The sequence below is a fragment of the Crocosphaera watsonii WH 8501 genome, from assembly GCF_000167195.1.
Classification (GTDB): Bacteria; Cyanobacteriota; Cyanobacteriia; order Cyanobacteriales; family Microcystaceae; genus Crocosphaera; species Crocosphaera watsonii.
In genome coordinates, this window is record NZ_AADV02000046.1 from 1 (window position 1) to 23,102 (window position 23,102).

The 23,102-nt window shown below is 36.0% G+C and carries 18 protein-coding genes and 4 pseudogenes; 9 read left to right on the forward strand and 13 right to left on the reverse strand.

From position 1 onward, the window contains the following. The 7 genes and pseudogenes from CWATDRAFT_RS17955 to CWATDRAFT_RS41870 form a co-directional block, all read right to left on the reverse strand. On the reverse strand, nt 1-522 hold a 522-nt coding region (locus CWATDRAFT_RS17955; protein ID WP_007306386.1), incomplete at its 3' end, for an IS1634 family transposase. A 380-nt stretch (nt 523-902) separates the two neighbouring features. Then, nucleotides 903-1,349, reverse strand: a complete 447-nt coding sequence (locus tag CWATDRAFT_RS17960; protein ID WP_007306385.1) for a response regulator — start codon at nt 1,347-1,349, stop codon at nt 903-905. Then, a pseudogene (locus tag CWATDRAFT_RS17965) lies at nt 1,321-3,604 on the reverse strand (ATP-binding protein). The gene CWATDRAFT_RS17960 and the pseudogene CWATDRAFT_RS17965 overlap by 29 nt, the downstream one beginning before the upstream one ends. A 372-nt stretch (nt 3,605-3,976) precedes the next feature. Next, a pseudogene (locus CWATDRAFT_RS17970) lies at nt 3,977-4,726 on the reverse strand (Uma2 family endonuclease). A gap of 11 nt (nt 4,727-4,737) precedes the next feature. Further along, nucleotides 4,738-5,247: a gluconokinase gene (locus CWATDRAFT_RS17975; RefSeq protein ID WP_007306380.1), complete on the reverse strand. Its 510-nt coding sequence runs from the start codon at nt 5,245-5,247 to the stop codon at nt 4,738-4,740. A 62-nt stretch (nt 5,248-5,309) separates the two neighbouring features. Further along, a complete protein-coding gene (locus tag CWATDRAFT_RS17980; protein ID WP_007306379.1) occupies nt 5,310-5,690 on the reverse strand; it encodes a hypothetical protein in 381 nt (126 codons plus the stop codon). A gap of 325 nt (nt 5,691-6,015) precedes the next feature. After that, nucleotides 6,016-7,187, reverse strand: a pseudogene (locus tag CWATDRAFT_RS41870) (ISAzo13 family transposase). Nucleotides 7,188-7,372: 185 nt separating this feature from the next. Between CWATDRAFT_RS41870 and CWATDRAFT_RS17995 the strand changes: the two are divergent. Together CWATDRAFT_RS17995 and CWATDRAFT_RS18000 are read left to right on the forward strand one after the other, a co-directional pair. Then, nucleotides 7,373-8,269, forward strand: coding sequence for a serine/threonine phosphatase (locus CWATDRAFT_RS17995; protein WP_268742341.1), 897 nt, complete (start codon nt 7,373-7,375; stop codon nt 8,267-8,269). Nucleotides 8,270-8,307: 38 nt separating this feature from the next. Beyond that, nucleotides 8,308-9,414: a hypothetical protein gene (locus CWATDRAFT_RS18000; RefSeq protein WP_007306364.1), complete on the forward strand. Its 1,107-nt coding sequence runs from the start codon at nt 8,308-8,310 to the stop codon at nt 9,412-9,414. Here the strand turns inward: CWATDRAFT_RS18000 and CWATDRAFT_RS18005 are convergent. Next, nucleotides 9,400-9,843 (reverse strand): rhodanese-like domain-containing protein, encoded by a 444-nt coding sequence (locus CWATDRAFT_RS18005; protein ID WP_007306377.1) that lies wholly within the window; start codon nt 9,841-9,843, stop codon nt 9,400-9,402. The genes CWATDRAFT_RS18000 and CWATDRAFT_RS18005 overlap by 15 nt on opposite strands. Nucleotides 9,844-9,849: 6 nt before the next feature. Continuing rightward, nucleotides 9,850-9,987, reverse strand: a complete 138-nt coding sequence (locus CWATDRAFT_RS34045) for a hypothetical protein (protein ID WP_232287135.1) — start codon at nt 9,985-9,987, stop codon at nt 9,850-9,852. A gap of 167 nt (nt 9,988-10,154) precedes the next feature. On the opposite strand from CWATDRAFT_RS34045, the gene CWATDRAFT_RS18010 reads away from it, so the two are divergent. Further along, entirely contained in the window at nt 10,155-11,681 is a 1,527-nt protein-coding gene (locus tag CWATDRAFT_RS18010) for an IS5-like element ISCwa2 family transposase (protein WP_007306365.1), read from the forward strand. A gap of 206 nt (nt 11,682-11,887) precedes the next feature. On the opposite strand, the pseudogene CWATDRAFT_RS18015 reads toward CWATDRAFT_RS18010, so the two are convergent. Then, a pseudogene (locus tag CWATDRAFT_RS18015) lies at nt 11,888-13,648 on the reverse strand (peroxidase family protein). Nucleotides 13,649-13,910: 262 nt separating this feature from the next. On the opposite strand from CWATDRAFT_RS18015, the gene fbp reads away from it, so the two are divergent. From fbp to CWATDRAFT_RS18035, 4 genes are all read left to right on the forward strand, one after another. Next, nucleotides 13,911-14,957 (forward strand): class 1 fructose-bisphosphatase, encoded by a 1,047-nt coding sequence (gene fbp, locus CWATDRAFT_RS18020; protein ID WP_007306366.1) that lies wholly within the window; start codon nt 13,911-13,913, stop codon nt 14,955-14,957. Nucleotides 14,958-15,033: 76 nt separating this feature from the next. Continuing rightward, the gene (gene cobU, locus CWATDRAFT_RS18025; RefSeq protein WP_007306367.1) at nt 15,034-15,579 is read left to right on the forward strand and encodes a bifunctional adenosylcobinamide kinase/adenosylcobinamide-phosphate guanylyltransferase; all 546 of its coding nucleotides are present in this window, start codon (nt 15,034-15,036) and stop codon (nt 15,577-15,579) included. 247 nt (nt 15,580-15,826) lie between these two features. Next, nucleotides 15,827-17,062 (forward strand): RNA-guided endonuclease InsQ/TnpB family protein, encoded by a 1,236-nt coding sequence (locus tag CWATDRAFT_RS18030; RefSeq protein WP_007306368.1) that lies wholly within the window; start codon nt 15,827-15,829, stop codon nt 17,060-17,062. Nucleotides 17,063-17,159: 97 nt separating this feature from the next. Continuing rightward, nucleotides 17,160-17,804 (forward strand): class I SAM-dependent methyltransferase, encoded by a 645-nt coding sequence (locus CWATDRAFT_RS18035; protein WP_007306369.1) that lies wholly within the window; start codon nt 17,160-17,162, stop codon nt 17,802-17,804. A 42-nt stretch (nt 17,805-17,846) separates the two neighbouring features. On the opposite strand, the gene CWATDRAFT_RS18040 is transcribed toward CWATDRAFT_RS18035, so the two are convergent. Continuing rightward, nucleotides 17,847-19,121, reverse strand: a complete 1,275-nt coding sequence (locus CWATDRAFT_RS18040; protein WP_007306373.1) for a membrane protein — start codon at nt 19,119-19,121, stop codon at nt 17,847-17,849. A 158-nt stretch (nt 19,122-19,279) separates the two neighbouring features. On the opposite strand from CWATDRAFT_RS18040, the gene CWATDRAFT_RS18045 reads away from it, so the two are divergent. Further along, nucleotides 19,280-20,455: an amino acid ABC transporter permease gene (locus CWATDRAFT_RS18045; protein ID WP_007306370.1), complete on the forward strand. Its 1,176-nt coding sequence runs from the start codon at nt 19,280-19,282 to the stop codon at nt 20,453-20,455. Between the two features lie 101 nt (nt 20,456-20,556). Here the strand turns inward: CWATDRAFT_RS18045 and CWATDRAFT_RS18050 are convergent, their stop codons facing one another. Beyond that, nucleotides 20,557-21,093 (reverse strand): peroxiredoxin family protein, encoded by a 537-nt coding sequence (locus CWATDRAFT_RS18050; protein ID WP_007306372.1) that lies wholly within the window; start codon nt 21,091-21,093, stop codon nt 20,557-20,559. Nucleotides 21,094-21,108: 15 nt separating this feature from the next. Further along, entirely contained in the window at nt 21,109-22,365 is a 1,257-nt protein-coding gene (locus CWATDRAFT_RS18055) for a serine/threonine-protein kinase (protein WP_007306371.1), read from the reverse strand. 249 nt (nt 22,366-22,614) lie between these two features. Here CWATDRAFT_RS18055 and CWATDRAFT_RS18060 point away from each other — a divergent pair. Beyond that, nucleotides 22,615-23,102 (forward strand): IS5/IS1182 family transposase (locus tag CWATDRAFT_RS18060; protein WP_042711808.1); only part of this gene is annotated, 488 nt, incomplete at its 3' end.

Below are 23,102 nucleotides of genomic sequence, written 5' to 3' on the forward strand. Positions count from 1 at the left end.
GTCTGGTCTATGATCCCGAGAATATCCTTTCTTAATAAAAATTGGTCTTTCTTTAATAATTTTTTCTTCTTCCTGTTTCTCTTTATCTTCTTCCCTTTTATATTCTCCATCTAAATGAAATGATGTGGAATCTAAATGGGAGTATTTAAGGTCTATTTTAAATTTTTTAATTACTTCTAAAACTACTTCAATAAAAATATCATTTAGTCCATATTTATATAATTCATCCATTACTCTCCCAATTTTATCATCATTAAGGTAATCAGGTTTAATTCTTTCTCCTAACAATTTCTCAATGGCTTTATCTTGAAAAAACTGACTGAATAAATATAGAGGTCTTGAAACAAATCCTAGTCCATTGATTAAAATAGACTTAACTGCTGTACCTGCTGAGATTTTTTCTCTAACATCTATTCCTAATTTATTATTAATTATTTTGACTATTCCTATTTCATCAATTAAGCCAGCTACTATCCCTAAATGGTCTAAATTTTTAACTTGTATTTCTTCTAAATAAGACATTTTTCGCTCTTTTTTTACAGAGGAAACAACTTAAACAATTATCCCACTTTTTTGTCTTCAAGAGCTTAAGCAATTATACTTAATTGTTAACCCCAGGCTTGTAGTATTTAATGCTACTTTTTGAAGTGCGGAATCTGGGATATTAATGTTCGTTGTACTGCTTATCGAAAATACTTGGGTCTAAAACCCCGCCTTTTAAGGCGCATAGTTTTTGAAGCGGAGCATAAATCTCTGTTTCAAAAACAACTTCTGTGCGATAGCGCCGGAACGTAGTGAGGAACTTCTGACTTCTGTGCGATAGCGCCGGAGCGCAGTGAGGAACTTCTGGCTTCGTTAACCCCCCCCTTAAAAAGGGGGGTTAGGGGGGATAATACAGGATTTTAATTATCTGGTAAAGTAACCATATCTAACCAAAAAGATTCAATTCCTTTCACCAACTTAAACAAGTCTTTTACATTACGAGACTTAGTAATATAACAGTTTACATAGAGGTCATAACTTTCCTGAATATCCTCATCATTACTAGAAGTTGTTAACACAATCACTGGAATACGTTTGAGATCGGGATCGCTTTTAATCTCTGCTAATACTTCCCTCCCATCCTTGCGAGGTAAATTCAAATCTAGGATAATCAAATTAGGTCGGGGAGACTCGTTAAACTCCCCTTCCTTTCGCAAATAGGCCATCGCATCCATTCCATTCCGAACTATCATTAATTGATGGGGAACGGTACTGGTTTTAAGCACTTCTTGAACCAGACGAATATCTGCCTTAGAATCTTCTACTAAGAGGATAATTTTATCTTGTTGACCCTCTCTTGCGATCACGTTCTGTACCTCCTACTGGTATGGTGAAATAGAATGTTGCACCTTGGCCTATTTCTGACTCTACCCAAATTTTACCCCGATGACACTCCATTATTTTCTTACAAATAGCTAAACCCATACCTGTCCCTGGATATTCGTCACGGGTGTGTAACCGTTGGAAGATAATAAAGATGCGATCGCTAAACCTGGGATCGATCCCAATACCGTTATCCTCTACCGAGAATAACCATTCATCCTCCAACCTTTGCGCTTGAATATGAATTTCTGGGGTTGCTTCGCTGCGGAATTTAATCGCATTAGAAATTAAATTTAAGAACAATTGTATTAATTGGGTACTATTAGCCATGACGGTAGGTAGAGGATCATGGGTAATAATAGCGTTTGTTTCTGCAATGCGTCCCCGTAGATTGGCGATCGCCTTTTCTAATGCGTTTTCGGATTCGGTCAAATCAAACTTGATATCCCGAATATCTACCTTAGAATAGGCTAACACATCATCGATGAGGGTTTGCATCAAACTGACACCTTCCACAGCAAAATTGATGAATTCCTTGCCATCCTCGTCTAAAGCTTCATCGTAGCGCATTTCCAACAGTTGCACATAGTTAGAGACTTGGTTCAAAGGTTCTTGTAAGTCGTGGGATGCAACATAGGCAAATTTCTTTAATTCTGCGTTAGATAACTCTAAATCATGGGCTAATTCCGCTAATTCATCAGCTTGTCTGAGAATAATATTAACTATCGCTTCTTTTAAACCTAATGCTGCTTTAATTTCTATGGGTTTCCAAGACAGGGAAGTTAAACGGACAGTTTCTTTCCACAATTCAAAGGATTTTCGGGGACATAAGCGCAAATTTCCGTCTATCTTCTGCATTTCGTAAGCTTTCGACGGATCTCCTCCCCAATTAACCGTTTGGATAACTTCGGGACGGAACCATAAAATATAGTTACGGTGAGAAATTTTAATAGCTAACAACCCACTGGCCACATTTTTAAAGTTGCGCGCATCTGCGTATAAATGAGGTAAAGAAGGGGTAGAAAAGACTTCTTCATCAATATTTTTTTTCAACCATTGCAGCAAATATTTAACTTCTTCTTCCTTGGGAGTGTTTCCAATTAAGTTATATTCCTCTCCTACACAAACTGCCACACCTTGAGAACTGGTTAAGTCTAGCAGGTTTTGATTACTATTAATCAACCCTTCGATAAAATTATCTGCTTGGGACATTGATTCAATTAATGCACCCTGTATTCTTGTCAATTTCATGCGATAATCGTAGTCTTTTGTTTCTTCTTTAGCAGAAATTTCCGAAAAAACGACTTGTCCTAAAAATTCGCAAGCTTTTCTTAATTCGTAGGGAACATATTTCGGTGTTAAATGATGACAAGCGATCAATCCCCATAATTTTCTATCGTCAATTAATGAGATAGTTAAAGATGCACCTACACCCATATTATGGAGATATTCCAGATGACAAGGTGAGGCACTTCTGAGGATAGAATGGGTTAAATCTAACGCTGTATCATTGAGAGGATGTAACTTAGAAAATAAATCGATCCCAGTTGCTTTTGCGTCGGGTATTAAACGAATGTAGTTAGAACTGAACAGCCTTCTTGCTGGTAAAGGAATATCAGAAGCAGGATAATGTAACCCTAAATAGGGTTCTAATTCTGCTAATTTATCCTCCGCTATAACCTCCCCGTGATCGTCTTCGTCAAATTTGTATAACATGACTCGATCAAACCCTGTCATTTTTCGGACTTCTTGTACTATAATTTGACAAAATTCCGTTAAATTAGCATTGGTTTGTAATTGACTAATAGATGCTTTCGCTAGGTGATAAAAACTTAAAAAGGGGATATTTTCTTGAGAAATAGCTGGGTTCTAATTCTAAAATCAAGAATCCTTCACCGTTACGATGAAAAACACCATCAAAAATAACATAGTTATCTCCATCAACCCTTGCCCAAAGTTTGGTAGGATTAATAAAATCTAGGTTGTTATTTTCCAATCCTATTTTTAACTGTTCAATTTGGAAACTATCAAAAATATCATCTAAAGTTAGATTAACAATTTCTTGTGGTATAATGCCAAAAAATTGTTTAGTATTGCTGCTAGTTTGAACAATTTTTAGGTTAGACTCATCCAGAACAAATAACACCCCATGAGGTTGAATCTTTCCCCATAAATGTATTTGTAACTCTTCTAATCTTTTGAGATTAATGTCTTGAGTAATATGAGAATTACTAATCATAAAGCGTCCCTCGATGTACTTGAGTAATTAATTATGTCTCATCGTAAAAATGCCAATTAAATGTAAAAGTTGGCTGTAAGTGTAGTTAATTTCTATAATATAGCAATCAGTTATCAGTTGTGAGAAAAGATCGAATTCTGATCCCCCCAACCCCCCTTGATAAGGGGGGAACTGAAGGGGGTTTATCGAGGTTCTCATGAATCATTACTTATTGCTATATTTAATTAATTTAATTTTTAATGTAAGTTTAGTATAGCCTAGAATTCCTCTAATAGAGATAATAAAGCATTAAGAATTAATATAAAATGTAAACAAAATAAAATATTAATCTATATTTTGTAACTAAACTAATCTTAATAAGAAAAGTTTTAACTACATTTCATCGGGATTAATTCCTAATTCTCTTAATTTCGCTTTCAATTGTTCATTTTCTTGCAAAGCTAACTCTTTTTGTTGTCTTTCTTGAATAAGTCTATTTTCAGCTTGAATTGCTTTATTTTCAGCTTTACTCGCTGCTTCTTCGGGACTAGGTACTAATTCACCCTCTGAAGTGAAATACCGTAATTTATCCTGATAAATTCCCAAATATAATTGTAACTGTTCACTCTATAAGCATCCTTGTTCATTGGTTTCAATGGGTTGATATTTACCACTAATTAAAGTAAACCCTTCAAATTCTAATGTATAGGGATCAAAGCAAAAATAATCAGGAGTTCTAAATGTATCTTGATAAATTTGTTTCTTTTCACCTCTATCTGTTGCTGCGGTACTATAGGATAAAATCTCAATAATTACATTGGGATATTTTCCTTCTTCTTCCCAAACGACCCAACTTTTGCGCTTTTGATTCCATTTTGTACCTAAGACTACAAAAAAGTCTGGACCTCTGAAATTTTCTGATTTTTTCTGATTGGGACTATAATAAATAGTCAGGTTTCCTGCTGCAAAATAGTCTTTTCTATCTTGCCATAACCATTGCAAAGATTTCAGTAATAAAATAATTTGAGTTAGGTGTAAATAGGTTTCCAATGGGGGTTCATTACTCCAAAATTCTCCTTTAGGGAAAATTATCTCATAGTTTGGTTCTGTTGTTGGTTGAGATGGGTTTGAAGTGGTAATCATTGGCAGAAAACTTAGAAATCCTTGTTACTTTCTATTTTAGCGTAAGTTTGCTCAATAATTTCCTGTAAAATTTCTTTAACGGATAAATTGACATCAATTATCACAGCATTTTCTGGTTCTTCTAGTGTTTTAAATTGAGATATTAACATATTTTCTTTCATAAAATGTTTTGAACGCTGTTGTAATCTGTTTAAAATAGTTTCATGATTTCCTTTTAAGTAGATCCAGATGATATCTGTTGTATTTTCTTCTAATAAGTCTCGATAAGATTGTTTTAATGCTGAACAAGTTATAACAGCATTTTTATTTTCTTCTTGATGTTGATTAATAACTAATTTTATAGCGTTTAACCAAGGTAAGCGATCGCTATCATTCAAAGGAATACCTTGACTCATTTTAGTAATGTTTTCTGGGGGGTGAAAATCATCAGCATCATAGAAAGCGCAACCAAATTCTTGACTTAATGCTTGACCTATGGTTGTCTTTCCTGAACCCGATACTCCCATAATTAAATAAATCATGAAAACTAATTAGATAAATTTTTGTTTCCCCCCCAATTCCTAATTCAAGACATCACAACCTTCTAAGTTTTATTGCAAAAAGGAGTAGTACCATATTGATAAACATAAGATGTCTTGGTTTGTGATTTATCCGATACCCAGTTACTCATTCCCTGCATTGCTGTAAAGACTTTTTTTGCTCCACTAGCAACCGTTTCTGAATAATCTTCTTCATTTGTCTTATCTTTATACTTAAAAGAAATTTCAGCAATCTTTGGTTCTGTGGAACTTGGAGAATCATACCACAAAGTTAGACTAAATTCACCATCTTTATTTCCTAAATCTACTTCACCTCCTTCATAAACTTTTTCACTTATGGTTAACCCATTAACTTCTTTTATAGCTTCATTAAGATCAAAGTTATATTTTTTAAGTTCGGGATAAAGTCTTACCGGATCATCCATTTTATTTAAGTTTTTAGTGGCTGAAATTTTTTTCTTAGCTGAAGAAGAAAACTTGGAACAAAAAGGTTTGCTGATGTCTTATTCAAATTTAGGTTTGTCACCACTTAGGTGATTTCCAAGAAAAAGTTTCCCACCCATTCTCAGAATCTGTTTGTAGAACATCTCAAATAAGCGAAAAGGGAAAAATAAAAAGTTGTTCGCGGATACTTTCCGCGAACAAAAACCTCCCTATCTAAAAGAAAGAAATACGCTAACTTTTAAATTAGCTTTGACTATTTTAAAAAAGGAAATTCACTTAATTTTACACTCTTATTAACTTTTTAGACTAACTGGGTCTAATCAAAATATCCCATTTAGGTAAGTGAGGATTACGTTCTAAACGTTTCTCAATTTCCTTCATCTCTTTTTTCGTTAAAGAAATGCCTTTTTGATAAACTTTTTTACTTAACTTAACTATCGGATTTAAGCCTTTCCATGTCATAGTTTTTACCCAAGCTAACATCGTTTGAGCATTTCTCAGAAGTGTTCCGTTCCAATGCCTCTCTAAAATTCCCCAACATCTTTCTATGGGATTATATTTACTGTGATAAGGAGGAAAATATAGTAATTGAATAGATTTCTTAGTTTGGTCGGCAAACTCTACCATTCTCTTCAAAAATTGCCTTCTTATTCCACTATTTTCTGCTCCATTATCAACTTTAATTTGGATGTTCTCTAGTTGCTGCTTTTCAGTTATACTCAGACTTGTCCACCATTGCTCCAAGTTATCTACCATGAAATCACTCGTTTTATAAGAACTTCCAAAAGTTACGTAAAGTTGCCCTGTATCTTCATCTACAATCCCACAAGGAACGTATTTTTCTTTAGTTCCCATATCATGATCTTGAGCTTGATTATAACCTCTGGTTTGTCCGCCACGTGAATATTCTCCTATTTCCACAGTTGCTTTACAATCCATACTTAAACGTTTCACAGAAGGGTCTTTTTTTCCATCTTTTTTCTCTATATTCTCGAAGATAGCGTCCGTCTCCGAGATTTTTTTTTAGGTTTAGCTTTTACCACTTTTCTTAATCGATAGCCCAAACGATTTAAAATATCTGCCATTGTCGAAGCAGCAGGAACCTCCTCTCCATTATATCCTAGATTTCTTAATTGTTTAATGGCTTCAGCCGCCGTTAATCTTGTATAGGCAATGGGGTTATTAAATGTGGGGTTTTGTTGTGCGTGAGCTTCGGCTATTTCTTTCAATGATTGGGCAACTATTGGGTATCTTGCCTCCCATTTTTTACATCCACTATTGACTGATTGTAATCCTAAACACACTATCCCAGTTCGTTTTTCATGTAATCCAAGTTGAACATTTTTTCTCCCCCAACCAAACACGATTTCGGTTTGTCTGGCACTTCCTCCACAATACTTGAGACACATTTCAGCTTGAAATGAACGACGCTCTGCTCCCGTCATTTTTGAGGCTGCTAAACGTAAATCATCGACCATCGACGGGGTTAAGGGATGATTTGTCTGTTTTAGCTTCAATTTACTCTCTCTAATCTTTTTACCTCTTCATTTTAATCTATTTCTTCTGTTTTTTCAGACAAGCCAATTATGAAATTTTAAGGTTGTGTACCAAGATCTGCTAACTCTCTGTTCCTTTTATTTCTTGAAAGCCTTTAGTCCAAGCGATTACCCCCTATGGGAAAAGCTTTCTCGGAAATCACCTTAGTGGTGATGCTACGGCGGTTCTACCCATGGAATTAGCCAGTTTAACGGCTTTGGGAGGTACAGATAGAGGACGACAACGGGATCACAACGAAGATTCTTTTGGCATGAATACCCAGGTGAACATTCGCCAAACTAATCATAGTAAGGTGGTGGATGGTCGAGGACTTTATATTGTCTGTGATGGTATGGGTGGCCATGCGGCCGGGGAAGTGGCTAGTAAAATGGCTGTGGAAACCTTAGAAGAATTCTTCGCTGAAAATTGGCGAAAGGACTTTCCCGACGAAGAAACCATTCTCAAAGGAATTTTATTAGCCAATCAAAATCTTTTCGATGTCAATCAGAAAAACGCTAGTTCTGGTAGTGGACGCATGGGAACCACTCTGGTTTTAATGTTAGTAGATAAAACCAAAGTAGCGGTTGCTCATGTGGGATATAGTCGAATTTATGCCATTAGTCGCAAACAAGGAGTTCAACAACTGACCATCGATCACGAAGTGGGACAAAGGGCGATTCAAAATGGGGTTGATCCCAAATTAGCTTATGCTAGACCCGATGCTTATCAATTAACCCAAGCTTTAGGCCCTCATAATAATAAGTATGTACAACCGGATATTCTCTTTTTAGAGTTGGCTGAAGATAGTTTATTTCTACTTTGTTCTGATGGATTATGTGATAACGATCTAGTAGAGGATCATTGGGAAACCTATCTTTTACCCTTACTTAAGTCTAGCCAGTCTTTAAATAAAGGTATGATAAGATTGATCGATTTTGCTAATAATTATAACGGTCATGATAATATTACTGCCGTCTTTATCCGTCTGAAAATTAGACCGAAGGTTAACTCGCAAGATTGGTAAAATAAGTTCGGAGTTCGGAGTTACATCTTTATTCAAAAATGACACAATTAACCAATAACAAAAGACCGATTATTTATTTAGCAGCAACGGGTCACGGTTTTGGTCATGCGGTACGCATTTCTACGGTGGCTGATGCTATTTTAAAACTATGTCCTGATAGTTTGATCATTATGGTCACAACTGCCCCAAGATGGTTGTTAGAATCTTATATTGCAGGGGATTTTATTTATCGTCCGTTGGCCTTTGATGTGGGGGTCATTCAATCAGATAGTTTTACAATGGATAAGGTTGCTACCCTCAAAAAAATTCAAGAACTCTATAAAAAAAGAGAATGGTTAATGGCAGGAGAAATCAACTTTCTTAAGACTAATAAAGTTGATTTAATTTTAGCTGATATTCCTCCCTTAATGGCTCCTATTGCTAAGTTAGCAGGGATACCTTGTTGGATGATGGGTAATTTTGGCTGGGATTTCATTTATCAAGCTTGGGGAGAAGAATGGCAAGAAGTTGTTAACTGGATTAGAGACTGTTATCAACAATGCGATCGCCTATTTCGTTTCCCTATGGCTGAACCCATGAATACTTTTAATTCTATCACAGATGTAGGCTTAACTGGTGGTAATCACCGTTACAAAATTGATGATTTAAGAAACAATTTCAACATAAATGCTCCCCCAGAAAAGACAATTTTATTAACCTTTGGTGGTTTAGGATTACAAGAAATTCCTTACGCTAATTTAGCACAATTTTCTGACTGGCAATTTATTACTTTTGATAGTAATGCACCCGAGTTAGACAATATTATTAAAATCAGCAATTCTATCTATCGTCCGGTTGATTTCATGCCTCTGTGTAGTCGAGTAATTTCTAAACCTGGTTTTAGCACTTTTGCGGAAACCATGCGCTTAGATATTCCTATCATTTCTTTGGTAAGAAATGATTTTGCTGAGACTCCTTTTTTGTTAGAAGGAATTACTAATTATGCCGAGCATCAAATTGTTGAAACAGACAGCTTTTTTCAAGGAAGCTGGGACTTTTTAAAACAAGATACTAATCCTCCCAAGATCGGTAAGATACTAGCTAAAGATGGAGCAGAAGTTATCGCTAAGGCAATTTTAGATAGATGTTTTTCAGAGCCAAAGTGACCAAAACAGATTAAATGGGTGGATATATGAAACAATTTCCTCTCCACAGACAATAGGTCGATTTTCACTAAACCATAAAAACAAAGAACCTTGAAGATTAAATACTTTTTTGTACCCCATTTTTTGCAGTCTTTGAGCCAGAATAGCTGAACGATAACCCACAGAACAATAGGTGATAATTGGAGTGTTCAAAGAACATTGAACTAAAGACTTTATATCAGGTGAATCATAGGGAATTAAAGAAGCTTCTTTTAGGTGACTAATAGCATATTCAATCTTGTTTCTCGCATCTAAAATCAGGGGTTGTCTTTCCTCTTTATCAGATAACAAAAGAGCCAATTCTTCAGTAGAAATATGATTAATATGAGGAAATAGAAATTGAATGAGCCAGTTTAATAAATTCCACTTTAAAGAGTCAAAATTTTTCATAATAAATCAACGAATCTCAGCATAGAATTGTTTTAGATAATCTGCACTAACTCCTAAACCCCAAAGAATACCGATCCAAAGATAGATGATATTAGCTTTAAATGAGCCTAACTTAGCCACACGACGATCAGAAGACTCTACCACTCGGTTAAGCAAGCAAATACGTCCATAATTAGGGTTTGCTGAATAAAAGCAAAACCCTATTCTTTAAAAGGTTACACCCATATTCGCGATCGCAAAAAAGATCAGCTTTGTCGGCTACAAACCGCTATAATTGGTAGAAACACCTCCCAGTTGTTGGTCAAGAACAAATGTATCGAAAAGAGGAGCAACCTTTACCGCCCCCAGAAAAATTTGAATTACCTTTCGAGGGCAAATTGTCCCCCAATAATCGTTGGGTAATCATGGCAGAGTTGATACCTTGGGATGATTTTGAGGAAGAATATGCTAAACTTTTTTCAGCAGAAAAAGGTGCGCCAGCCAAACTATTTAGAATGGCATTAGGGACATTAATTATTAAGGAAAAATTAGGAACAAGTGATAGAGAAACTATAGAACAGATTAGAGAAAATCCCTATCTACAATACTTTATAGGTTTAAATTGTTATCAACAAGAGCAACCACTGGAATCTTCAATGCTAGTTCATTTTAGGAAAAGAATTGATAGAGAATTGATAAACAAAATCAATAAAAAAATAGTAAAAAGAGAAATAGACAAGAGTGACAAAGAAGTAAAAAAAAAGGATTGTCTCCAAGAAAAAGGAGAAAAAATAAAAAATAAAGGTAAACTAATTTTAGATGCGACTTGTGCGCTAGCAGACATCAAATACCCAACGGATTTAGGCATATTAAATCAAGCCAGAATTGAGACAGAAAGAATAATAGATAATCTTTATAAACCATTAAGAGTAAAATTGAGAAAAAAGCCGAGAACTTCTAGAAAAATTGCTAGAAAGGAATACTTAAAAGTAGCTAAAAAACGAAAATTATCTTATCAAGAAAGAAGAAAAGCTATCGGGAAACAGTTAAAATACCTTAAGAAAAATTTAGGAAATATAGAAGACTTAATTCAAGCTGGGGCTTCCCTGGAAAATCTGAGTAAAAGACAGAAAAATTGTCTAGAGACTATCAAAAAAGTTTATGAACAACAACAGTCAATGTGGGAGAATAAGACCCAGAGTGTTCCTCAAAGAATTGTAAGTTTAACTCAACCGCATATTCGTCCAATAGTGAGGGGAAAAGCAGGAAAACCAATAGAGTTTGGAGCTAAACTCTCAGTAAGCTGTGTAGATAACTATATGTTTCTAGACAAAATAAGTTGGGAAAACTTCAATGAATCTTATCATTTAAAAGAACAAGTAGAAAAGTATAAAGAAACGTTTGGCTATTATCCCGAATCCGTCCATGTAGATAAAATTTATCGAACTAGGGAAAACAGAAATTGGTGTAAGGAAAGAGGGATAAGAATCAGTGGTCCGAAGTTAGGAAGACCTCCGAAAAATGTCAGTGAAGAAGAAAAGAAAGAAGCCCACTCCGATGAATGCTTCCGTAATGCTATTGAGGGAAAGTTTGGACAAGCTAAACGAAGATTTAGCCTAAATCTCGTGATGACAAAACTCCCTGAAACCTCCATTACATCTATTGCTATTACATTTTTAGTTGTCAATCTTTCTAAACTTCTGAGGCAGTTTTTGTCGCTTTTTTTGTCCTTATTTACTAATAATAGAACAGGGGAACTCATCAAACCGCCTTTCATTAATTTTGATTATACTTTAAACAATTTTTGTGTACTAAAACTTATTGATTTGTCAGAAAATTCTTGGTCAAAAGTGGCATAAATTTTGGAGAAACTTTTTCAGCAAACCCTAATATAGCAGTCCCCAAGGCTCCGCAGGACATTTTTCTGTTGCCTGTTCCCTGTTCCCTTAAAATATAATTTATGTGTCCTAACTAGCCTGTCTACTGCTATATTTTAACCATAAAAATATTTTTATTAAGGTTATGACAGTCTGTAAATGACCTAACCTTAATAACCTGAGTTCCATTATTTTCTATTTTTAGACCTCAAATGAGAGCCGATTACACTCAATAGAAAAAATGTCAATAATCCTAACTTATTATCAGCTTCAGGAACGGAAGACACTAAAAAAGCATTATCTTGAATATTATCGATGGTACTATTGTGACGAATAATTTCAGAAAGGGTAAGGGTTTCCAAAGTCGGATCTAAAATATTTAGGTGAGCAAGTTCGTTAAGATAGAAAAAGCGATCGCCATCTCGACTGCGACTGAATTGATCAATTAAAATACTGCTAAAGGTTTCTCCTAATAAACCCCCATTAACTTTCTGCTCTGCTAAACCAGCAATCCATAGATCCACCTCATCAATGTCACTATAAATACTAGCAAGGGCATTGGCTAAATCTTCATCACCTCCAGTAAGCTCCAAAAAGGTACTATAACCGCTTAGTCCCAAAGCCCGACGAACAGTATTAATATCAGGAATACCATGATCTCGACCCCGTTGTAAATTAAGGGAAGCTAAATCAAATCCTCCGGCTCCAGGTGCTCCAAATAGGAAGTTACGCACATCATCTACTAAAAAGGTATCGACTTCTTGAGCTTTTTGAAAGGCCAAACCTTTTAAGATAGTATCGACACCATTTTGTTGTACTTCATCGGGATCAAAGAAACTTTCTTACAACGATAAAGAAGCGACAATATTGTTATTATTATCAACCCGATTGAGGTTAGGAGATAACATGGTATGACCAAAACGGAAGGCCGCTGTAGAAAATTCGTTGGCAATTCCTGCATTGACTGTATCATTATAACCACTGTAGTTTACTAAGGGATTTTTCCCTAAAACAATCGGTAACCATTCCTCATAAGTAATAACTTGCATTTGTGCGCCAACAACTTTACGAGCTGCTTCAAAGATAAAATCTCCTTCATCATTAACATTATTATTCGTATCGGCGATCGCTGCATCTCGTTTATTGACTAAAGCAGTTTCTCCATTATCAAGACGGGTTTTAAGCTCATCAGCGAGGCGATTATGTTCTCGCATAAATAGAGTATGAGCGGTCAAAAGTCCCACTTGTTCATTGGCCCTTACATCTCCAGACACAAAAAAATCTTCACTGTTGGGACTGCCTCCCGTTTCATTTTCCAAATTGTCTGTATTTTTGATCAACAACTTTTCCCCATTGTCTGCTGTTGTTGCACGGAGTTTTCCTGTACCGTCATTACTACGCAGGAAATTAGTACGGGTGGACTCAGAAGCATAAATATTAGAAGCATCAATATAGGCAGTAATTTCGTTAAACTGTTGACGAACCCCAGAACCATCGGTATTAGACTCTGAGCGATTCAAGCTAATTTCTGCCGTACCTGTATTGAAGGGGTCAAAAAACTCATCTCCTTGTGGTACTGGAATGTTAAATGATTCTGTGCCACTGGGACTTAAACTGAGATCATGATCAAGAAACTGTCCCCACTGCCAAACCCAGTCGCTTACTCCTTTTGCATTGGGGATAGAGAAAGTTTGAGCAGAAACGGCGTTACTAATAGCACGAGGACTCGGTAAAACACTGGGATCTCCTCCTCTGGGTTCAGAAAAGCCATCTTCATAGTCAAACTCTGAAAGACGAATTAAATCACTGCCGGCTGATCCATAGCTAGGATTGCTAATATTATTATCAGTACCGTCTATATTACGAATGTCAAAAGCATTAACGGGAAACAAGACTCCGACGCTAAGGGTAGTAATACTGGTTAAAGTAATGATAATTGTTTTATTCATGTTTGAGCGAGTGTAAGCGTGGGTTGTTGGCTAACTTTTTAGGGATTTACGTCTCTTAAGAATCGACGTACTTTTAGGGCATGGAGTGTCAACAGAATTAATAACTAATAACTAATAACTGATAAATTTTTTACTGTTGATCAAGAATAATCGTAACCTGAAATTCATCTAAAGTTATCAGGGCATCTCCCTATCCTTGATTTAGATTAGTAGTAGCCTCAGTAAGTTCGCCTATTAATCGTGTAAATTTTTGACTTTTATTATGACAAGTGTACAAATTCCTGTAATTCCTGAACAGAGCCTTGATCGTGAATGTACTACTCTTTCACGGCACGTTTTGCAACAACTTCAAAGTTTTTCCCCCGAAGCCCAGGATCTCAGTGCTATTATGAATCGTATTGCCTTAGCTGGCAAACTGATTTCCCGCCGTCTCAGTCAGGCTGGTTTGATGGCGGATGTTTTAGGATTTACAGGAGAAACCAATGTGCAGGGAGAGTCCGTCAAAAAGATGGATGTATATGCCAATGATGTTTTTATTTCTGTATTTAAACAAAGTGGGTTAGTTTGTCGTTTGGCTTCTGAGGAGATGGACAAACCCTATTATATTCCTGAAAATTGCCCTATTGGTCGTTATACATTACTTTATGACCCCATCGATGGTTCATCCAATGTGGATATTAACTTGAATGTGGGATCAATCTTTGCCATTCGTCAACAAAGTGGGGAAGACTTAGACGGGGAAGCAACTGATTTATTACAAGATGGAAGGGGACAACTGGCCGCAGGTTATATTGTTTATGGACCTTCTACTATGTTGGTCTATACTATCGGTCATGGGGTTCATTCTTTTATTCTTGACCCCAGTTTAGGAGAGTTTATTTTAGCGCAAGAAAATATACAAATTCCCGATCATGGTCCCGTTTATAGTACCAACGAAGGAAACTTCTGGCAGTGGGATGAAGCTATTAGAGACTATACCCGTTATGTTCATCGTCATGAAGGTTATACCGCGCGCTACAGTGGGGCATTGGTGGGAGATATTCACCGGATTTTGATGCAAGGGGGCGTATTTTTATACCCTGGAACCGTCAAAAAACCCGAAGGAAAATTACGCTTATTATATGAAACTGCTCCCTTAGCCTTTTTGATGGAACAAGCAGGAGGGAAAGCGAGTGACGGAGTTAAACCCATATTAGATGTTGTTCCCGATAAACTCCATGCTAGAAGTCCTTTGGTTATTGGCTCTAAAGAAGATGTTAGTCTAGTTGAGTCTTTTATCCAAGATCATCAACGTCGTGGTAATGCTTAACTAATGGGATAATGGGCATAATACTATTATTCCCCTACAAAAGTTCAACATTGAATTAATTAATTGTTAATTGTTAATGCCTAAACATATTCTTGTGACGGGGCCTAGTCGTTCGGGTAAAAGTGAATGGGCCGAGACTTTGGCAAACAAAGTTAGTAAACCAGTGATTTATGTGGCCACGGCCCAAGAAAACCCCGATGATCCTGAGTGGCAACAGCGTATTGAAAAACACCTTCTCCGTCGTCCTTCTCATTGGCAAACTTTATCGGTTCCCCATGATCTCTCCATAACCATTGAACAGGCAAAACCTCCAAGTTGTTTATTGGTTGATTCTTTGGGAACTTGGGTTGCCAATGAGTTGGAGCAAGATGAGGAGAGTTGGCAAGCGATCGCCTCACAGTTATTAACCACTGTGCAAAAAGCTTCAGTAGACCTCATCTTTGTGGCCGAGGAAACAGGTTGGGGGGTGGTTCCAGCTTATCCTTTGGGAAGACTTTTCCGCGATCGCTTAGGACATTTAACCCGTCAACTGGGAACGATAGTAGATACCACTTATTTAGTCACAGGGGGTCATGTTCTCAATTTAAGTTTATTAGGAGAACCTTTAATCAATATTGAGTAAAGTAGAAAATTTAGCTTAACCGCCATTCATCCCACGCTGTATTTTCCCAAAAAAAAACACAAATCAGCGTGGGATGAATAGCGGTGCGGAATGCATCTCCGCTTTCCTGCCGACTTTTAAAGTCGGCAGGGTCGGAGGTCAACTGAGGGGTTCGATCCCCCGAAAGTTGACAAACAATTATTTGCTAGGGATTTGCAATTTTTACCTAAATACTATATGATAAGTTTATGTTGTTCAGATAGCAAAAGTGTTAAACCTTAATTATTGCTACCGAATTTATCCTGATGCCAGTCAAGAAAAAGAATTACTTAACTGGCTAGAAATCTGTCGAGGTGTCTATAATTATGCCTTGAGAGAAAGAAAAGAATGGATAAATTCTCGTAAGTGTAAGGTTAATGCTTGCAGTCTTCACTCTGAGTATATTATTCCTACTGACCTGCCTTTTCCTGACTACTATAAACAGAAAAAAGCTTTAACACAAGCAAAAAAAGAATATCCCTCACTTAAACGAGTTCAGTCTCAAGTGTTGCAAGAGGTTATGGGTCGTCTGGACAAAGCGTTTAACTTTTTCTGGAAAAAAAGTTTCGGGTTTCCAAGGTTTAAAAAATATGGTCAGTACCGTTCAATCAACTTTCCTCAGTTTAAGGAAAACCCTATAACTGGCTATCAGATAAAACTGCCAAAAATAGGTAGCGTAAGGATCAACTTACATAGACCTATTCCTGATGGTTTTGTTGTCAAACAAGTTCAAATAGTTAAAAAAGCGTCTGGTTGGTATGCTGTTATCTGTATTCAGTCAGATGTTAAAATTCCATCTCCTCAACCTCAAGGTAAATCCTTGGGGATTGATCTAGGGCTTGAAAAATTTATTGCTACCTCACAGCAAGAGTTAATAGCTAGGCCAAGGTTTTTTGTAGAACTTCAAAGCAAGCTTCAATGGCTGCAACGAAGATTATCTAAGAAACAAAAAGGGTCTAAAAACTGGCATAAAGCTCGTGAAAAAGTAGCTAGATTACATGAACATATTTATAACACTCGTAAGAATTTTCATTATCAGGTAGCCCATCATCTTTGTGACCAAGCAAATATCATTTTTGCCGAAGATTTAAACTTAAAAGCCATGTCGAGAGGAATGTTGGGTAAGCATACTCTTGATGCTGGTTTCGGGAGTTTTCTGGAAATATTAAGCCACGTTGCTTGGAAAAGAAATGTTTACTTTGAGAAAGTTGATGCTAATTTTACCAGTCAAACTTGTCCTAATTGTGGGGTAGTGACGGGTAAAAAAGACTTGTCTCAACGAGTACATGAATGTTCTAATTGTGGTTTTGTAACTGATAGGGACGTTGCTGCTGCTATGATAGTCGAGCAACGTGGACTTGCAGCCCTCGGACTGGGGGTCAAGCTGCCTGTGGAGGACGAGGTTATCGGGGATGTCCGTAAAAAGTCATCTAGAGCCTCCCGTAGAAGCAGGAAAGCCTCGTAAAGATATGAGGAAGCCAACCCTGTACCGCCTAAGCGGTCAGGGTTGGGAGGATGTCACTTACTGTGTATTATTGATGTAGATACTATAAATTTATTTCATGTTATTAAGTCCCCATCAAAGAGAAAAACTCGATCCCGGCAACGATCAAGAATTTTATAATTATCCCCGTTTTGTAACCCATGTTGATCAGGGGTTTATCGATCAATTAAGCAATCTTTATCAAGAACGTTTACAACCCCAAACACGCATTTTAGATTTAATGAGTAGTTGGGTGTCTCATCTTCCTGATGAGGTAGAATTTGACCATATAGAAGGTCATGGAATGAACCAAGAAGAGTTAGCTAAAAATCCTCGTCTTGATCATTATTTTGTGCAGAATCTCAATGAAAATCCTAAATTACCCTTAGAAGATAATGACTTTGATGCTGTTTTGATTGCTGTTTCTGTTCAATATTTACAGTACCCTGAAGCTATTTTTTCGGAAATTCATCGTATTCTCAAACCTGGGGGTATTGTTATTGTTAGTTTTTCTAATCGAATGTTCTATCAAAAAGCCATTTCTGCTTGGCGTGATGGTACAGATGCTGTAAGAATTCAATTCGTTAAGAACTATTTTAGGTCAATTTCCGGGTTTAGTAAACCTGAAGTAGTCATGAATGTCTCTACTTTACCTAGTTTTTTACAAATGCTAGGGATGATGGGTGCTGATCCTTTTTATGCTGTGATCTCCCAGAAAGTTTAGTTGTTGATTAATTTTTGGTGCAATTTATTAATTGCACCAATTTCAAGGTAATATTGCTACCCATTGATTTTGAGCAAACCGTAGGGAAAAGGTAATCAATAATAAACTAAAAAATCCTAGAACAAAATAACCCCAACGGGGCGATCGCGACACAGTTACTCCTAAAGCAATAGACAAAGAAATAATCCCATAAGCTAAACGATTTAAGGAAATTGTTCCCCCAGAAGATAATAATAATCCTAACGCAAATAACCCATAAATATAGACTACTAAACTTAATCTTTTACGAGAACACAATAATAATACCAGTCCCCCTAAAACAGATAGGGTATTTAGTAAGGAATCTCCGCTTAAAAGCCATAATAAAAAGAATAAACTACATAAACTATAATCAAAATAAACTTTAGGAATAAAAGTTCGATAACACCATAATCCGTAAGCTATAACTATAATTAAAATGAATAAAAGGGGATGCCAAACATCAACAAGGCTTCCTGCTGCCCAATTTTTTCCCCCAATAGTAATTTCTGCTAACATTCTCCCCCATCCTTCCCAATCAATTCCACGTTTTCGTTGCCATTCTGTATGCTGTACTGTAATAAAAGCGATTGGATCATTAAAGTAAAACCAACAGTAAAAACTATATAAAAAAGTTCCTCCACCACTAGCAAAAGCTGTAAAATAAGCCATGAAAGATAACTTTTTACGCCAGGCAATAAACAAAAAAGTAGGTATTAAAGCTAGTCCTGTAATTCGAGTAGCTGTTGCTAATATTCCCCAGATAATTGTTTGAGTATATTGTTTGTTTTCAAAGCTAAATAATGCTAAACTACTAAATAATAAAAATACTCCTTCTGTATAAATAACTGTGCCAAAAATAGACAAGGGACACCAAGCTAAAATAGCAACTACCCAACGGGCAGCTACGTCATCATTGGTCTTTTTAACCCATATATAAACAACAAAAAGAGTCACAATAAATGCTGTATTATTAATGATAATTCCTACAAGATTAGAAGGAAATCCAACTACTGTACCTAGTCTAATTAACAAAGGAAATAAGGGGAAAAATGCAACATTAGAACCCGGTTCAGTATCTGAAGTATCATAACTATTTATTGCAATTTGTTGATATAAACCACTATCCCAAGCAGAAAACACTTCCCATCCAAAATTAACTCCATTATTATCTGCTCCTATATGCAGCAACGGGGTTATCCCCATCATTGTAATAATGATAATTCCCCTACTCAGTAAACCCATTAACAAAACAAAATACCACTCATTGCGTAATATCTGACGAAAAAAATATAGCATTATTTTATTATTTAATAAACTGATAACTATAATATGTCATACTTTGATGCAGTTTTTACCAGTCTAAGATTTAATTTTATCAAACATTATCGATTATACCTTGATTTTTACTAAATTTTAGATTATATTTAGTAAATTAAATCACTTAAAATATCATTATGTCTCTTGTCTTTTCTAATCATCATATTCCTATAAATTGGATTAAAAAAAATCTTTTTAGTAACTGGTTTAATAGTCTTCTGACTTTAGTTAGTCTAAGTTTCATTTTTTGGGTGGGTTCTGGTTTAATTTCTTGGGCAATATTTCAGGCACAATGGGGCGTTATAGGGGATAATTTACGCTTATTTTTTGTTGGGCAATATCCTGTTAGTTTGTTGTGGAGAGCTTGGACAAGTTTAGCTATTATTTTTAGTTTGATTGGATTTTCTTGGGGTACTATAAAATATTATTCTAATTTATTCAAGCCAATCAACTTATTTATTTTAGGTTCAATTACTGTTTTCATAACATTATTATCTATCCCTGTTAGTTTAGTTTCTAGTGCTAAATTATTAGGTATTTTGTTATTACTCGTTATTTTTGCTTTAATCGGTCAGCAAACCAGTAAAAAATTACCTACTTTTAGTAATTGGTTATCATTAATTTGGGTATTAACATTTTTTCTTTTATTAGGACTATTACAAGGAGCTTTCTTTTTACGTCCTGTTAGATTAGATGATTTTAGTGGTTTAATATTAACTCTTTTTGTAGCTATTATTAGTATTATTTTATCCTTTCCTTTTGGAGTATTATTGGCACTGGGAAGACAGAGTGAATTACCCGTAATTCGCTGGTTATCTATTGCCTATATCGAATTAATTAGAGGCTTACCTTTAATAGGTATTCTTTTTATGGCACAGGTAATGTTACCCTTAATTTTACCTCAAGATATGCGAATTCAACGAGTGATTCGAGCCATTGCCGGATTCACATTATTTAGTGCTGCCTACTTAGCAGAAAATGTTAGAGGAGGTTTACAATCAGTTCCTAAAGGACAAACAGAAGCAGCGAAAGCATTAGGATTGAATGGTTTTTTCGTCCTAATTTTCGTAGTGTTACCCCAAGCATTAAGAGTGGTTATTCCTGCCATTGTTGGTCAATTTATTAGTCTATTTAAAGATACTTCTTTACTGGCTATTGTAGGATTAGTTGACTTATTAGGGATGTCTCAATCTATTTTAGCTAACCCTAAATTTATTGGTCGTTATGGAGAGGTTTATATTTTTGTAGCCGCTATTTATTGGGTATTTTGTTACTCTATGTCTTTATTAAGTCGTCAGTTAGAGAATAAATAAAACAATTTAGAACAATGCGATCGCTATTTTTTCCCCCGTAGGGTGGGCAATTTGCATAACATAAAGAAAGCATTAGAACTGCTTATTTGCCCACCTTCTATTTACGAAATTTTTAGCAATAATTGATCAACACTAGCATTATGGTCTATGAAAGAAAATAAATGCTTATACTGTACTTTTCCAGTCTTATCTAATATAAACTGTGCCGGAAGCGGTGCGCCCAAAGCCTGTCCTGTATGATACATTCTAAATACCCGACAATTTGGGTTACTCAATAAAGGCATTTTTAAGCCTAAATCTCTGACTACAATTTCACTTTGTTTTGCATCGGTACTGGTAATCATTAAAACCTCTACACCACGCTCAACAAATCTTTCATAATACTTGTTGAGACTAAGAATATGAGGATAACAAAAGGGACAATATTGCTTTTCCGTAAAGATACGGGTGAAAGCTAAAATCACTGGTTTTTCTGGGAAATAATCCCCTAATCTAACTGTTCCATTGTTAGTAATATCTGGCAAGGTAAAATCAGGGGCTTTACCTCCTAATAAAATCTGATTCGTGGCAGGAATAGGTAAAAAGTTATTAAAAAAACGTCGATTAATTAAACCCGTAAAATCTGTCGATGTTAACATAGCATTGATAAAGAACTAACTTAATAATTTTTGTTTAAAATCTTCTGCTTTCTGAGGATCGGGAATTTTGCTAGCCAGTGCCTTAACAAGATCCGTTGGAGAAATACTCGGGTTTTTCTTAACTGTTTTTTGACAGATTAAAGAAGCCATCGGCCCAATTAAATCAGCCAATTCGGTTTGGCACTTTTCAACAAAATTAGGATCAATAGCCGGCTGGGTTCCACTGAAGGCAAAAGATTTAGGTTTAGGGGGTAATGGTAAAGGGTTATTGGGGGGGGCTATACGAGTCGGCATATCATCTGTATTTTCACTGTCTAAATTAACGCTAAAAGTATCCAAAAAGCTATCTGATCCATACAAGTTATGATAAACATTCTCTAACTGATTGAGAACGACTTGAGCCGAGGAAGGACGTTGATTTGGCAAACGCGCCATAATTTGATCAACTACATCACCAAACTCAGGGGATAGGTTCGGAACCCCCTCTCGCCAATTTAACCGATCAACATGGGAATCGTACAACTCACTGGGATGTTTTCCCGTTAACAAATAAACAAGAGTCCGTCCCAAAGCAAAAAAATCTGACTGGGGAACTGCCTGACCATTCAACTGTTCAATGGGGCTATAGCCCGCTGAAAATAGCCCTGTAACCCCTCCACTTGATTGTTTTGATAAATAAGTCTCCGTTACCTCCCGAGCGGTGCCAAAATCGATTAAAACCAATTGTCCCGTAGAACGCAGCATGATATTGGAAGGCTTAATGTCACGATGAAAAAAGTTATGATGATGAATCTCTTCTAAAATTCTTAATAGCTGCATTAACCACTGAATAGCCATCTTTTGCGAAATACACTTACCTTGCTGAGAAATATACTGACTCAAATTTAGCCCCTCTATTTTTTCCATTACCAAACAATACAGGGGCTTATCACTATTTTTCACAAAAAATGTGAAATGAGCATCTGGTTCAACTTTGGGAATCCCTGGATGCTTAAGACGACTCAAAACATTAACTTCTCTCTCAAACAGTTCAACATACTTAGGGTGATTATGGAGAAGGACTTTAAGAACTTTATAGATTGGTTGATTTGTTTGGGATTTTTGGGGATTACTATCCAGTACCTCGTAGGTTTTACCGAAACCGCCACCGCCTAGTTCTTTAAGAACACGATAACGTCCATCAAGCAGTAACTCAGAGCCACAGCTTTGACAAAATAAGGAAGTATCCTGGTTTTCAGGGTTAGAACATTGGGGGTTAATGCAGACGCTCATATGGACTTGCCATGGGTCAATCTTTCTCTAGTTTAGACTGCCAAATTCAGTTATACACTAATTTTTCTCAGGTTTCATTAGATATTAATAATTGGAACTGGTATTTCTAGTTAGGGTTTGCTGAATAAAAGCAAAACCCTATTCTTTAAAAGGTTACACCCATATTCGCGATCGCAAAAAAGATCAGCTTTGTCGGCTACAAACCGCTATAATTGGTAGAAACACCTCCCAGTTGTTGGTCAAGAACAAATGTATCGAAAAGAGGAGCAACCTTTACCGCCCCCAGAAAAATTTGAATTACCTTTCGAGGGCAAATTGTCCCCCAATAATCGTTGGGTAATCATGGCAGAGTTGATACCTTGGGATGATTTTGAGGAAGAATATGCTAAACTTTTTTCAGCAGAAAAAGGTGCGCCAGCCAAACTATTTAGAATGGCATTAGGGACATTAATTATTAAGGAAAAATTAGGAACAAGTGATAGAGAAACTATAGAACAGATTAGAGAAAATCCCTATCTACAATACTTTATAGGTTTAAATTGTTATCAACAAGAGCCACCACTGGAATCTTCAATGCTAGTTCATTTTAGGAAAAGAATTGATGGAGAATTGATAAACAAAATCAATAAAAAAATAGTAAAAAGAGAAATAGACAAGAGTGATAAAGAAGTAAAAAAAAAGGATTGTTCTCCAAGAAAAGGAGAAAAAATAAAATACAAAGGTAAACTCATTTTAGA